Origin of the sequence: Nocardioides alkalitolerans DSM 16699 (assembly GCF_000426525.1) — a bacterium.
In the GTDB taxonomy this organism is placed as follows: Bacteria; Actinomycetota; Actinomycetes; order Propionibacteriales; family Nocardioidaceae; genus Nocardioides; species Nocardioides alkalitolerans.
This window is the reverse complement of the sequence record NZ_AUFN01000015.1, coordinates 159,572-172,147: the sequence shown is the minus strand read 5'-3', so window position 1 is coordinate 172,147 and position 12,576 is coordinate 159,572. Positions and strand designations below refer to the sequence as shown.

The window sequence follows — 12,576 nt, the reverse complement described above, 5'->3', positions numbered from 1 at the left end:
ACCGGCGGGCGACACGACACGGGAGGTCACCATGACGGCACGACGCTCAGGCGGTACGACGGTGCGCGGCGCGGACGCACGGGGTCGCTCGGCGGCGCCGGTCGTGCTGCCCGCCGCCACCCACCACGCGCTCTCCCGGTCGGCCGAGTCGCTGCGGGAGGCGCTCGGCACGACCGACGTCCCGACCCGCTACGCCTGCGCGCACGTGGCGGCGCTGCGTGCGGCGGCGGCGCTGCTCGCGGCCCGGGCGCGTCCGACGACGGCCGCGCGGCGGCGCCAGAAGAACGCCTGGGTCCTGCTCGCCGAGGTCGCGCCCGAGATGGGGGAGTGGGCCACCTTCTTCGCTGCCGGTGCGTCCACCTACGCCGCGGCCCAGGCGGGCTCGCGCCGCGCGGCCACGGCCCGGGAGGCCGACGACCTGGTCCGCGACGCCGACCGCTTCCTCGCGGTGGTCGAGACCTCCCTCGGCCTGTTCCCCCACGCGTGGTCCGACGACGACGACGTGCTCCGGGCCGGCGTCGCCTGACGGCGTCCGGCCGCGGCGGAGCGGCGCGAGCGACACCGAGACGTCGGCGAGCCGTCACCAAGTCGTGAGGTTCGAGGCCGCCCCGGGCGACGTCGCTCGGCTTAGGGTGCTGGAGGACTTCGGGGTCCGCCCGAGGTCCGCTGACCGTGTTGACGTCCGCTCGCGGACGCATGACGAACGGAGCTCTCCTCCATGCACCGATCTCTCGGGTCGCGTCGCCGCCGTGCGGTGGCGCTGGTGCTCTCGCTCGGCCTCGGCTCGACCCTGGCCCTGACCACCGCGGGGGGTCCGGCCGTCGCCGGCCCACCGCCCGCCTCCTCCGTGTCCTCGAGCCCGTCGTCCACGACGGACGCCCGCGCCGCGGTCTCCGGATCGACGTCGGCCGCGGCGGCCGTCTCGGTCGCCTCCGCCCGCGCGACGCAGAACGGCTCCACCGCGACCGTCCGGGGCTACGTGGTGGGCCAGCCCACGTCGTCCACCCGGGTGGTCACGAGCGGCTTCCCCAACGACTACGCGATCGCGATCGCCGACACGGCGGGCACGACCGACACGGGCCAGATGCTCTACGTGCAGGTGCCCGCCTCGTTCCGCTCCGCCTGGGGCCTCGCCTCCAACCCGGGGCTCGTCGGCCGGCAGGTCGACGTGACGGGCGCGCTGTCGTCGTACTTCTCGCGACCGGGGCTGACCGGCGCCTCCGCCTTCGCGCTGGCCGGCGGCACGGTGACCCCCGACCCGGATCCCGATCCCGACCCGGAGCCGGAGCCCGGCTCGGGCGGACCGTCGGGCTACTACGACGGCACCGCGGGCCTCACCGGCGACGCGCTGCAGGACGCCCTGCACGAGATCATCTCGACCGACGCGCGGGCGCTCTCCTACGCGCAGGTGTGGGACGCGCTCAAGGTCACCGACCAGGACCCGGCCAACCCGTCCAACGTCCTGACGCTCTACGCGGGCGTCTCCATGCCGAAGAGCAACAACGGCGGCGGCGTCGACCAGTGGAACCGCGAGCACGTCTGGGCCAAGTCGCACGGCGACTTCGGTACGGCGACCGGTCCCGGCACCGACATCCACCACCTGCGCCCCGAGGACGTCTCGGTCAACTCCGACCGCGGCAACCTCGACTTCGACAACGGCGGCACCGAGAACGACGAGGCGCCCGGCAACTTCGCCGACGGTGACTCCTGGGAGCCGCGCGACGAGGTCAAGGGCGACGTGGCCCGGATGATCTTCTACATGTCCGTCCGCTACGAGGGCGGCGACGGCTTCGCCGACCTCGAGGTCAACGACCTCGTCGGCAACGGCTCGGCCCCGCACATCGGTCGCGTCTCCGTCCTGCTCCAGTGGAGTGCTGCCGACCCGCCGGACGCCTTCGAGCAGCGGCGCAACGAGCTCATCTACTCCGACTACCAGGGCAACCGCAACCCGTTCGTCGACAACCCGGAGTGGGCGAACGACATCTGGGGGTGAGGGGTCGACCCGGCCGCTGGCGCGGGTCCTCCCCGCGGGCTAGAGTCGCTCCATGTGTCGAACACCTGTTCGATACATGGGGCGACTGCTGCGACCGAGGCCGTCGTGCCCACGTCGGTCGGGCGAGGGAGGCAGCGTGGGGCAGGGAGAGGGTCGCCCGCCGACGCGTGGCCGGTCGGGCGAGCGCCCGAGCGGCGCCTGTCCTCCTCTAGGGTGGTGGCCATGTCGTCTGAGTGGTCCGCGAGCGAACGCCCCAGCGAGCGGCGGGCCGCCACCCGCACCGCGGTGGTGCAGGACGCGCTGGACCCCCTGCTCGACGCCGACACCCTCTCCGTGCTCGATATCGGTGGCGGCACCGGCGGTCTCGCCGTGCGCATCGCCGCCCGCGGCCACGAGGTGGTCGTCGTCGACCCCAGCCCCGACGCGCTGGCGTCGCTCGACCGGCGGGCCCGCGAGGCGGGCGTCGCCGACCGGGTCACGGGACGCCAGGGCGACCTCTCCGACCTGCCCGGTCTCGTGCCGGCCGGCAGCGTCGACCTCGTGCTCTGCCACGGTGTGCTGGAGATCGTGGGCGACCCGGTCGACGCGCTCTCCCGCATCGCCGACGTCCTGCGCCCCGGTGGCCGTCTCAGCCTCCTGGTGGCCCAGCGGTACGCCGCGGTGGTCGCCCGGGCGATGGTCGGCCAGTTCGTGGCCGCCCGTGAGCTGCTGGACGAGACGGGCAGCCACGGTCGCGCCGGCCGTCGCTTCACCGTCACCGAGCTCGAGGCCCTGCTCGAGGGCGCGGGCCTGGTGGCCGAGCGGGTGCAGGGGGTCCGGGTCTTCGCCGACCTCGTGCCCGGCTCCCTGGTCGACGCCGAGCCGGGCTCGGCCCAGGCCCTCGTCGACCTCGAGCGCGCGGTGGCCGAGCGCCCCGAGCTCCGGCCGCTCGCGACCCAGCTGCACCTGCTCGCGCGCCGCTGACCGCGGCGCCGACCCGGTCGCCCCCGGGGCCGGTCGTGCCCCGGCGGCCCGGTGAGCGCCGTGCCGCCCGGCGCGGAGCCGCGGGGCGAGGACGCCTGCACGATCCTCCACGTCGACATGGACGCGTTCTACGCCTCCGTCGTGATCCGCGACCACCCCGAGCTGCGCTCCCGCCCCGTCGTCGTCGCCGGGGGCAACGAGCGTGGCGTCATCCTGTGCGCGACCTATCCCGCGCGGGCGTACGGCGTGCACTCGGCCATGCCGGTGGCCCGGGCGCGGCGCCTCTGCCCCGACCTCGTGGTCGTCTCGCCCGACTTCGGCGCCTTCGCGCAGGTCTCGACCGCGGTGCTCGACGCGTTCGCCCGGGTCACCCCGGAGGTCGAGGCCCTCTCGCAGGAGGAGGCGTTCCTCGACGTCCGGGGCTCCCGACGGCACGCCGGTCGTCCGCGGGAGATCGCCGAGCGGCTGCGGGCGCAGATCCACGACGAGCAGCGCATCACGTGCTCGGTGGGCATGGCGGCGACGCGCAGCGTGGCGAAGCTGGCGTCGCGGCGCGCGAAGCCGGACGGAATCGCCGCGATCCCGCCCGAGGACGTGACACGGGTGCTCGCCCCGCTCGACGCCGGAGACCTCTGGGGCGTGGGGGAGAAGACGCGCGACCGGTTGCGGCGCATCGGGCTGGAGACGGTGGGCGACCTCGTCGCCACCCCGCTCGCCCTGCTGCAGGCGACGCTCGGGCAGTCGGCCGGGGCCCACGTGCACGCGCTCGCCCACGGTCGTGACCCCGGTGGCCCGAGCCCGAAGTTCGCGGCCCACGAGCGGGCACGCTCGATGGGGGCCGACCGCACGCTGGAGGCCGACCTGTCGTCGTACGACGACGTGCTCGTCGAGCTGCTGCGACTCACCGTGAAGGTGACGAGCCGCATGCGCGGCTCCGGCTTCGCGGCCCGGGTCGTGACCGTGCGGCTGCGCTACCCGGACCGCACGACGGTGACGCGCTCGCGCACCCTGGCGGACCCGAGCGACGTCACCCACGACCTGTACGCCGCGGTCGTCGGCATCTACGACGAGCAGTGCGGGCGCGACGGCGGCGTGCGGGCGGTCCGTCTCGTCGGCGTGCGCGTGTCCGGGCTGCAGCGCAGCGCCGGCCTCCAGCCGCAGCTCAGGCTCGGCGAGCCAGACCGCGGGTGGTCCGACGCCGACCGCGCGGTCGACCGGGTCAGGGAGCGGTTCGGGAAGCACGCGGTGAGCCCCGCGACGCTGCTCGGATGACGTCCCGAGGGGGTCGGCGACACGAATTCGTGGGTCCCGCTACCGCCCTCACCACCTCCTGCCTAGAATCGGCAGCGGCGTTCTCGCACCCGCGAGGTTTGACCGGCGACCAGGTCGGGAAATCCCGGCGAGGACGCCGGTAGGACGCCCACGGTGTCGTCGAGGCCTGAGGCCCACGGGAGGAAACGTGCCGCTCTCCGAAGAAGAGCTGCGGATGCTCGAGCAGATGGAGCGCGCCCTCCTCGAGGAAGATCCGAAGTTCGCGTCCACCCTGCGCGGTGCACGCATGCGCAGCAACGCCCGCCGTCGCGTCGCGATCGCCGGTGTCGTCTTCGTCGGCGGCATCGCGCTGATGATGACGGGCGTCGTCACCCGCTACCCGGTCGTCGGCATCATCGGCTTCCTGGTCATGCTCGGCTCCGCGACGCTGGGGCTCACCGCCTTCCGCGCGTCGGCCAACGCGCCCACGTCGCCGGCCGCCTCCTCCGACGACCCGTTCGCCGGGCTCACCATGATCGACGGCGGCGGTCGCCGCCCCCGCAAGCAGCGCCGCTCGTCCGCCCCGTCCTCCTCGGGCTCCTTCATGGAGCGCCTCGAGGAGCGCTGGCGTCGACGCCGCGACAGCGGCGGCTTCTGAGCAGCAGCCCCGACGGGCGGGCCCGACCCGCCACCTGACGACCTCGCCCGGCCCCGCGCCGTACGGCGGGGTCGTTCTGCGTCCGGGGCCTCAGCGCCCCACGGGCTCCTCGGCACGGGCGTCCGAGCCGACCGCACCGCTTCGCGTCAGCACCGAGCGGGGGAACCAGCGTGCGGCCCAGCGCCGCCGCCGACCGACCGAGGCGGTCCTCGCGGCGACGAAGGTCGCGACGTCCTCGTCGAGCGTCGCGGCGCCCGGTCCGCGGCCGTCGGGGGCGTAGCGGCGCAGCTCGAGGGCCGTCGTCAGCCGCTCGAGCGCGCGGAGCCCCTCGTCGTCGAGGGTCACGGGAGCAGGCTCGGCCTCGGTCGCGGCGGACCGCGCCGTGACCTCGGACTCCCAGTCGGTGACGAGGGCGTGGGAGGCGGCACTCGGGGAGAGGCCGTCGGGCCAGCCGATCCGGTGGTCGGTCAGGCTGTCACGCAGCTCGGCCCACGCGTCCTCGGCGTCGCCGCCGCGGCGCAGCGCCGCACGACGCCGACGCACGCGGCTCGGCACCACGAGGCCGGCGCCGAGCAGCACGACGCCGCCGCCCGCGAGCCAGGGCCACAGCAGGGGTGCGCTGTCTGTCCCACCCGCGCTCTCGTCGTCGGCCTCCGGAGCCGGGGCGGGCGAGGCGTTCTCCGACGGCAGGTCGGGGCCCCCGGTGGGGCTCGGCGTCGTACCGGTCGTCGGTGCGCTCGTCGGGCTCGGCTCGGTGGGCTCCTCCTCGGGCTCGGCCACGGAGTAGTCGGGTGCCGTCGCGGCGCGGTCGGCCGGGGTCGGCTCGAAGCGCACCCAGCCGGCGCCGGGGAAGTACAGCTCGGGCCAGGCGTGCATGTCGTGGGCGCTGTAGACCCACTCGTCGCCGCTGCGCTCCGGTCGGAGGAAGCCCACGGCCACCCGGGCCGGGATGTCGAGCTGGCGGGCCATGACCGCCATGGCGGAGGCGTACTGCTCGCAGTAGCCGGAGCGCTCCTGGAGGAACTGCACCAGCTCGTCGCTGCCGTTGCCGGGCTGCGCCTCCAGCTCGTACTCGAACCCGCCCGTCTCGCGGAAGAACTCCTGGAGCGCCGCCGCACGCTCGAAGGGCGTGTCGGCCTCGGCCGTCTCCTGCTCGGCGAGCTGGCGCACGAGCGGCGGCAGGTCCGAGGGGAGATCGAGGTAGCTCGAGTCGACCTCGAGCGCGGCGCGGGAGGCCGACGCCAGGTCCTCGGCCGTGAGGCCCAGCTCGACCGCCGTGACCGACCAGGTCGCGCCGCGGGTGGTGAGGTCGTCGACGCTGGCGATGAAGTCCATCGTGGTGTCGTCGAACTTCCAGCCGGCGTCGGCGTCGACGGCGCTGATGGCGGCGGGCACGGGCAGCCAGGTGGAGGTGAAGGCGTCGGTGGCCTCGATCTCCATCGGGAACTCCTGCCGCGGCACGTCCTGCGCCACACCCTCGAGGGCCGGGACCTCGTCCTGCGCGGTCTGGTCGTCGGGCAGGTCGCGGTCGCCGGAGCTCCACTGGTTGCCGGCGAAGCGGCTGAGCACACTGATCCGCAGGTAGCTGGGGTCGGGGTCGTCGGTGCGGATGCGCAGCAGGTCGACGTCCTCCCCGCGGGAGAGGTCGCGGCGCAGGTCCGTCATCGGGTTCTGGATGGTGATCTCGTCCGAGCTGCCCCCCTGGCCGAAGCCCCCGCCGTCGGCGAGCAGGCCGGTGTCGAGCGTCGGGATGACCGGTGGCAGGAGGACCGCGAGCGCCGTGGTCACGGCCGCCACCGCCACCCCGCCGGCGGGCAGGTGCCACGTGCGGCCCGTCGGGTGGGCGTCGTCGCGCGCGGGCACCCGACGGCCCCAATGGGCGATCTCCTCCGACTCCTGCAGCGCGAGGAGGAGCAGGAATCCGAGCGCGGAGACGACGAAGAGCCACCACGGCAGCGCGTCGCCCAGGATGGTGACGGGGAGGCTGTAGACGGCGAGCAGCGGGAGCCCGACGAGCGACGAGCGGCGGAACGAGGCCGCCAGCGTGTCGGCCAGCCAGAGGCAGAGGGCCCCGCCCACGACGAGCAGGACGGTCACGCCGCCGCCGACGCCGGGCACGGGTGGGGCGAAGGCCTGCGAGGCGTCCACCGCCGCGGAGAGCCGGGTGCGGACGTCGTCGATGGCCCCGAGCGTCGGCAGCGGGGAGCCGACGACCACCCACAGCAGGCCGAGACCGGTGACCAGCAGCTGCACCAGGCTCACCCAGAAACGGTGCAGTGGGAGGGTGCGCAGCAGGCACCCGGTCGTGGCGAGCACGAGGCCCAGCACGAGGAGCGGCTCCACGAACTCGGCGGGCCGGGTGGTGAAGCCGCGCCAGGAGAGCAGGGTGAACCAGGCCGTCGCCGCCGCCGCGAAGGAGACGGCGACCTGGCGCAGCAGGCGGGTCACGGGGTCGGGGGTCATCCGCGCGCCCCCACCTGGACGGCGCGGGCGGCGCCGAGGCGCCGCCAGACGTCGGCCGGGGCGTCGTCGGGGCGCATGGCCACGGCACGCCAGCCCAGGGGAGCCAGGGCGGCGGGCGTCGTGTCGGCGAACGGAGCGCCGGGGCCCGGACCCACCGGACGCGGCGGCAGGGACCCGTCCTGCCGCTGCTGCGAGGCGGCCCACCGGCCCACGTCCAGCACGACGGCGAGGGCGCCGCTGCTCTGGCGGGCGGACCGGGCGAGGACGGGCTCGTCGGCCCGGCCCAGACGACCGAGGACGGCGATGCTCACCCCGGGCTGGGCGGGGTCGGGGGCCACCCCGCGGAGGTCGGTGCGCGGCGACAGACCGACGACGGCGAGGGCGTGGAGGAGCGGGGCGGACTGCTGGGCGGCCCCCTCGCGAGCGGTCGTCGCGGCCACCTGCCCGTCGGCGGTGACGAGGCGCACGGCGTACCCGCGCCCGGCGAGGTGGGTGCAGACGGAAGCGGCCAGCGCGACCGCGGGCTCGAGGGAGGAGGAGAGACCCTGGCCGGCGTGCGCGAGGGCCCGGTTGTCGAGCAGCACCGTCGCCTGCGACTGCCAGGGCTGCTCCTCCCGGCGCACCATCAGCTCGCCGGTGCGGGCCGAGCTGCGCCAGTGCACCCGGCGGAGGTCGTCGCCGCGGCGGTAGTCGCGCACGGTCACGTCCTCCGCACTGCCGACGGCGGACGCGCGGGGACGGTCGTCGCCGGCGCCGCCGGACCCGCCGGCGAGGGCGATGGCGGGCAGCGGCACGACGCGCGGTGTCACGGTGAGGGGGGCGGTCGACCGGAAGGTCCGGCCGAGCTCGACCATGCCGAAGAGGTCGGTCACGCGCACGGTCAGGGGGCCGGTCTCGTAGCGGCCGCGGACGTCCGAGCGGACCGGGTAGGTGAGGTGGCGGCGCCAGGAGGTGCCCACGGCCCCGACGACCATCCGCGGCCGCGCACCCAGGACGTACGGCAGGTGGTCGTCGAGCAGCAGCGTGGCGCGGGGCACGCGCCCCTGGTTGGTGAGGGTGAGGTGGATGCGGGCGCTCTCGCCCGCGACCACCTGCTGCGGCTCGACGCCGCGCACGAGCGCCAGCCGGTGACGGGTCGCGAGCACGAGCACGAGGCTCGCCAGGGGCAGCACCGCCACGAGGACCCCGGCGCTCGCGAGGGCGCTCTGGCCGAGCACGACCGCGCAGACGACGGCGGTCAGCCCGGCCGCGAGGAACGACCGGCCCCGGACGGTGAGGGCCCCCAGCGAGGTGCGCACGGGGTCGTCAGCCGGTGCGGCCGGGCACGGGCACGGACGCCACGATCCCGGCCAGGATGTCGGTGACCGGTCGGCGGGCGCCGCTGGCGTCGAGGCTCGGCATGAGGCGGTGGGCGAGCACGGAGCGCGCGAGGTGGCGCACGTCGTCCGGCAGCACGTAGTCGCGACCGCTGATGGCCGCGAGGGACTTGGCGGCACGCACGAGGTGGAGGGTGGCGCGCGGCGAGGCGCCGAGGGCCAGCTCGGGCGAGCGGCGCGTGGCCGTCACGATCCCGACGGCGTAGCGCTGGACGGGCTCGGCGACGTACACCTGCGCGACGATCGAGATGAGCTTGCGGATCTCGGCGGCGTCGGTCACGGCGTCGAGGTCGTCGAAGGGCTGCTTGCCGGCGTGGGCGGAGAGCATCGCGATCTCGGCCGCCTCGACGGGGTAGCCCATGGAGACCCGCGCCATGAAGCGGTCGCGCTGGGCCTCGGGCAGCGAGTAGGTGCCCTCCATCTCGACCGGGTTCTGGGTCGCGATGACGATGAAGGGGCTGCCGAGCTCGTACGACGTGCCGTCGACCGTGACCTGGCGCTCCTCCATGCACTCCAGCAGGGCCGACTGCGTCTTGGGCGAGGCGCGGTTGATCTCGTCGCCGACCACCACGTTGGCGAAGACGCCGCCCGGCCGGAACTCGAACTCGCGCGTGTCCTGGTTGAAGATCGACACGCCGGTCACGTCGGAGGGCAGCAGGTCGGGCGTGAACTGGATGCGCCGCACGGTGCAGTCGATGCTGCGGGCCAGGGCCTTGCTGAGCATCGTCTTGCCCACCCCGGGCACGTCCTCGATGAGCAGGTGGCCCTCGGCCAGCAGCACCACGAGCGCCGACGTGATCACGTCGCCCTTGCCCTCGATGACCCGCTCGATGTTGTGACGCACGCGCGTGGTCACGCGCGCCAGCGTCTGCAGGTCGGCCCCGATCTCCGAGCCGTGGTGGGCGCCCGTCGTCATCTGTTCTCCCCGTGTCGCCGTCTCGCCGTCCCCGGCGCGTCTCCGTGCCGGCCCGCACCGGCGGGTGGCACCACGGTAGGGCGTCCGGGCAACCGACGGGGCGCGGTTGGTCCAGCTCGTGGCCCGGCCGGTGGCCCGGCTGGTGATCCGGCTGGCAGCCGGGGCCGGTGCGGCCGACCGCTCCACCTTCCACCCCACTTTCCACCACCTCTCCCTCCCCGACGCTCCCCACGGACCCGTTCGGGGCCGTTTCGAGGTCCCTCCGGGGCGTACCGGGCGGTCCCGCGCACCTCCCGACCGGTCCGACCGGGCCCGTGGAGCCCGCCACCACGCGGCGGGGGGAGCGGGGAGGGGCGTGGGGGAGCGGATGTGGTTGACCGGGGAGCAAAGTGGAGTAGAGTGGAGCGCAGTGGGGGAGATGCCCGTGCAGGTGCTCCTCGTCGAGCGGGAGGTGGCCGGTGTTCTTCGGCACCTACACGCCCAAGCTCGACGAGAAGGGGCGGCTCTTCCTCCCGGCGAAGTTCAGGGACCAGCTGGCGGAGGGGCTCGTGGTCACCCGAGGGCAGGAGCGCTGCCTCACGGTCTGGTCCATGAGCGACTTCGAGCAGCTGACCCGGCGCCTCCAGGAGGCGCCGCTCACGAACAAGGGCACGCGTGACTACGTGCGCATGTTGTTCGCGGCGGCATCGAACGAGGTGCCGGACAAGCAGGGCCGCATCGGCATCCCGGCCGTGCTGCGCGACTACGCGTCGCTCGGCAAGGACGTGATGGTGATCGGCGCGATGAACCGGGTGGAGATCTGGGACCCGGCCAGCTGGGTGGAGTACTCCGCCGAGCAGGAGCAGAAGTTCTCGGAGCTCAGCGACGAGGTCTTCCCCGGCATCTGATCGGCCGCTCGACCGCACGACCCGCCGGGGCTCGGCCCGGCGGCACAGCAGAACAGCGACGTACGGCGAGGTCTCGGGCCCGCCTCCTGCACCTCTGGGGCACTTCCCCGGTTCCAGAGGAGCGACTTCCCCGTCCGGGAGGCGGGCAGGGACCTGGTCGTACGTCGCACCGCCGTCCGCCCCGCGCGGTCGGCCGCAGGGTCCGGATGGGTCGAGCACGAGGGTCGGACACACACGATGGTCGAGACAGAGGTCGGGAGCGTGGCGCCGGACGGCGCACGCCCGCCGCGGGTCCGGGAGAGCGCGCGCGACGCGCTCGGCCTGATGGCCTTCTCGGCTGCCGCCTCGGTGCTCCTCACGGTCGCCCTCCTCCTGGTCGCCGGGTCCCCGCGATGACGTCGACCGGCGACGCCGTCCCCCACGCCCACGTCCCGGTCCTCCTCGATCGCGTCGTCGCGCTCCTCGAGCCGGCCCTGCGTACCGAGGGTGCCGTGCTGGTCGACTGCACGCTCGGCATGGGCGGCCACTCCGAGGCCGTGCTCGAGCGCGTCCCCACCGCCCGCGTCGTCGGCATCGACCGCGACCCCGAGGCCCTGGCCCGTGCCGGGCGCCGGCTCGCGCCGTACGGAGACCGCTTCACGGGCGTCCACGCCGTGTACGACGAGATCCCCGACGTGCTGGAGGGCCTGGGCCTGGCGGCCGTCGGCGGGGCGTCCGCGGTGTTCTTCGACCTCGGCGTCTCCTCCCTCCAGCTCGACGAGCTCGACCGGGGCTTCGCCTACCGCGAGGACTCGCCGCTCGACATGCGGATGGACCCCACCCGCGGCCGCACCGCCGCCGACGTCCTCAACACGTACGACGCCCCCGACCTGGCCCGCGTGCTGCGCGACTACGGCGAGGAGAAGTTCGCCCGCCGGATCGCCGACTTCGTGGTCGCGCGGCGCGCCGAGACCCCGTTCACCACGTCCGGACCGCTGGTCGAGCTGCTGTACGACGCCATCCCGGCGCCGGCCCGCCGTACGGGCGGACACCCCGCCAAGCGCACGTTCCAGGCGCTGCGGATGGAGGTGAACGACGAGCTGGCCGTGCTCCGCCGGGCCGTGCCGGCCTCCCTGAGCGCGATCGGCGTCGGCGGCCGGGTGGTCGTGGAGTCCTACCACTCGCTGGAGGACCGGATCGTCAAGCGGGCGTTCACCGCCGTGACGACCAGCGAGGTGCCGGTCGACCTGCCGTTCGTGCCCGAGGGGTCGGAGCCCGCGATGCGGCTCGTCACCCGGGGCGCGGAGAAGGCGGACGAGGACGAGACGGAGCAGAACCCGCGCGCCGCGTCGGTGCGGCTGCGGGCGGTCGAGCGGGTGCACCCGGCGACCGGGGGAGAGCGACGGGGCAGGAACGACGGAGGAGGGCGACGATGAGCGGTTCGGAAGCACCGAGGTGGAGGGCCGTCCCGCGGCTCGCCGAGGTCGCGACCACGCGGGCCCGACTGGTGTCGGTGCCGCGGGTCCGTCGACGCGCGGCGCGGGTGCCGTTCGTCATCCTGGTGACGGCCGTGCTCCTCGGGGGCATCGTGGGGCTCCTCCTCTTCAACACCTCGATGCAGCAGGCGGCGTTCACCGGCGCCGAGCTCGAGTCGCGCGCCGAGGTGCTGAGCGCCCGGCAGCAGACGCTGGTCCGCGAGATCGAGCAGCTGCGCGACCCGCAGCGCCTCGCCGAGGCCGCGACGGCCCAGGGCATGGTGCCGGCCCCGCAGCCCGCACTGGTCGACCTGCGCACGGGCGAGATCGTGCTCCCCGGCGAGGTCGCCACGACCGACGACGGGCTCGCCATCGAGCCGAAGGCGCCCGTGAAGCCCGCCGAGCTCAGCCCCGCGCCGATCTACGTCGACCCGCCGGCCGCGTCGCCGGAGACGCCGGCTGCGGGCGAGGCACCCGCGGTCCCCGAGACGCCCGCGGCCGAGGTGCCCACGAACTGACCCGGCCGACACGCGGGTGACGGACCCCGACCGCGGGGTCCCGAGCCGGTAGGAATGGCCCCACCCAGACAGCCCGGCCCGACAGCCCGGCCCGACC

12 protein-coding genes are annotated in these 12,576 nt (G+C 74.9%); 9 read left to right on the top strand and 3 right to left on the bottom strand.

All coding sequences use genetic code 11. The features are described 5' to 3' along the window. Nucleotides 1-31 precede the first annotated feature (31 nt). The 5 genes from K329_RS27145 to K329_RS0115230 all read left to right on the top strand — a co-directional run bounded on the left by K329_RS27145 (nt 32) and on the right by K329_RS0115230 (nt 4,865). The gene (locus K329_RS27145; RefSeq protein ID WP_169721600.1) at nt 32-526 is read left to right on the top strand and encodes an SAV_6107 family HEPN domain-containing protein; all 495 of its coding nucleotides are present in this window, start codon (nt 32-34) and stop codon (nt 524-526) included. A 192-nt stretch (nt 527-718) separates the two neighbouring features. Then, a complete protein-coding gene (locus K329_RS0115245; protein ID WP_028473725.1) occupies nt 719-1,993 on the top strand; it encodes an endonuclease in 1,275 nt (424 codons plus the stop codon). Between the two features lie 222 nt (nt 1,994-2,215). Next, the gene (locus tag K329_RS0115240; RefSeq protein WP_028473724.1) at nt 2,216-2,956 is read left to right on the top strand and encodes a class I SAM-dependent methyltransferase; all 741 of its coding nucleotides are present in this window, start codon (nt 2,216-2,218) and stop codon (nt 2,954-2,956) included. A 51-nt stretch (nt 2,957-3,007) separates the two neighbouring features. Continuing rightward, nucleotides 3,008-4,228 (top strand): DNA polymerase IV, encoded by a 1,221-nt coding sequence (gene dinB / locus K329_RS0115235; protein WP_043643767.1) that lies wholly within the window; start codon nt 3,008-3,010, stop codon nt 4,226-4,228. 187 nt (nt 4,229-4,415) lie between these two features. Next, on the top strand, nt 4,416-4,865 hold the full coding sequence (locus K329_RS0115230; RefSeq protein ID WP_028473722.1) for a DUF3040 domain-containing protein: 450 nt from the start codon (nt 4,416-4,418) through the stop codon (nt 4,863-4,865). 90 nt (nt 4,866-4,955) lie between these two features. Here the strand turns inward: K329_RS0115230 and K329_RS0115225 are convergent, their stop codons facing one another. Genes K329_RS0115225 through K329_RS0115215 form a run of 3 tightly spaced genes read right to left on the bottom strand, consistent with a single transcriptional unit; the run spans nt 4,956 to nt 9,620 of the window. Then, complete coding sequence (locus K329_RS0115225; protein WP_028473721.1) at nt 4,956-7,328, bottom strand: transglutaminase TgpA family protein; 2,373 nt, start codon at nt 7,326-7,328, stop codon at nt 4,956-4,958. Further along, a complete protein-coding gene (locus tag K329_RS0115220) occupies nt 7,325-8,626 on the bottom strand; it encodes a DUF58 domain-containing protein (RefSeq protein ID WP_028473720.1) in 1,302 nt (433 codons plus the stop codon). Before K329_RS0115220 ends, K329_RS0115225 begins: the two co-directional genes overlap by 4 nt. Nucleotides 8,627-8,633: 7 nt before the next feature. Beyond that, nucleotides 8,634-9,620, bottom strand: coding sequence for an AAA family ATPase (locus K329_RS0115215; RefSeq protein WP_028473719.1), 987 nt, complete (start codon nt 9,618-9,620; stop codon nt 8,634-8,636). A 458-nt stretch (nt 9,621-10,078) separates the two neighbouring features. Between K329_RS0115215 and mraZ the strand changes: the two genes are divergently transcribed. The 4 genes from mraZ (at nt 10,079) to ftsL (ending at nt 12,479) form a co-directional block, all read left to right on the top strand. Next, nucleotides 10,079-10,507 (top strand): division/cell wall cluster transcriptional repressor MraZ, encoded by a 429-nt coding sequence (gene mraZ, locus K329_RS0115210; protein WP_028473718.1) that lies wholly within the window; start codon nt 10,079-10,081, stop codon nt 10,505-10,507. Between the two features lie 237 nt (nt 10,508-10,744). Then, nucleotides 10,745-10,903 (top strand): hypothetical protein, encoded by a 159-nt coding sequence (locus K329_RS31495; protein WP_157571757.1) that lies wholly within the window; start codon nt 10,745-10,747, stop codon nt 10,901-10,903. Next, complete coding sequence (rsmH, locus tag K329_RS0115200) at nt 10,900-11,922, top strand: 16S rRNA (cytosine(1402)-N(4))-methyltransferase RsmH (protein WP_028473717.1); 1,023 nt, start codon at nt 10,900-10,902, stop codon at nt 11,920-11,922. Before K329_RS31495 ends, rsmH begins: the two co-directional genes overlap by 4 nt. Then, nucleotides 11,919-12,479: a cell division protein FtsL gene (gene ftsL / locus K329_RS29685; protein ID WP_157571756.1), complete on the top strand. Its 561-nt coding sequence runs from the start codon at nt 11,919-11,921 to the stop codon at nt 12,477-12,479. The genes rsmH and ftsL overlap by 4 nt, the downstream gene beginning before the upstream one ends. The last annotated feature ends 97 nt before the right edge of the window (nt 12,480-12,576 follow it).

What these genes read in the sequence shown, in the direction of transcription:
- K329_RS0115225 (WP_028473721.1), bottom strand. Translation starts at nt 7,328, where the DNA reads ATGACCCCCGACCCCGTGACCCGCCTGCTGCGCCAGGTCGCCGTCTCC.
- K329_RS31495 (WP_157571757.1), top strand. Translation starts at nt 10,745, where the DNA reads ATGGTCGAGACAGAGGTCGGGAGCGTGGCGCCGGACGGCGCACGCCCG.
- K329_RS27145 (WP_169721600.1), top strand. Translation starts at nt 32, where the DNA reads ATGACGGCACGACGCTCAGGCGGTACGACGGTGCGCGGCGCGGACGCA.
- rsmH (WP_028473717.1), top strand. Translation starts at nt 10,900, where the DNA reads ATGACGTCGACCGGCGACGCCGTCCCCCACGCCCACGTCCCGGTCCTC.
- K329_RS0115240 (WP_028473724.1), top strand. Translation starts at nt 2,216, where the DNA reads ATGTCGTCTGAGTGGTCCGCGAGCGAACGCCCCAGCGAGCGGCGGGCC.
- K329_RS0115245 (WP_028473725.1), top strand. Translation starts at nt 719, where the DNA reads ATGCACCGATCTCTCGGGTCGCGTCGCCGCCGTGCGGTGGCGCTGGTG.
- K329_RS0115215 (WP_028473719.1), bottom strand. Translation starts at nt 9,620, where the DNA reads ATGACGACGGGCGCCCACCACGGCTCGGAGATCGGGGCCGACCTGCAG.
- ftsL (WP_157571756.1), top strand. Translation starts at nt 11,919, where the DNA reads ATGAGCGGTTCGGAAGCACCGAGGTGGAGGGCCGTCCCGCGGCTCGCC.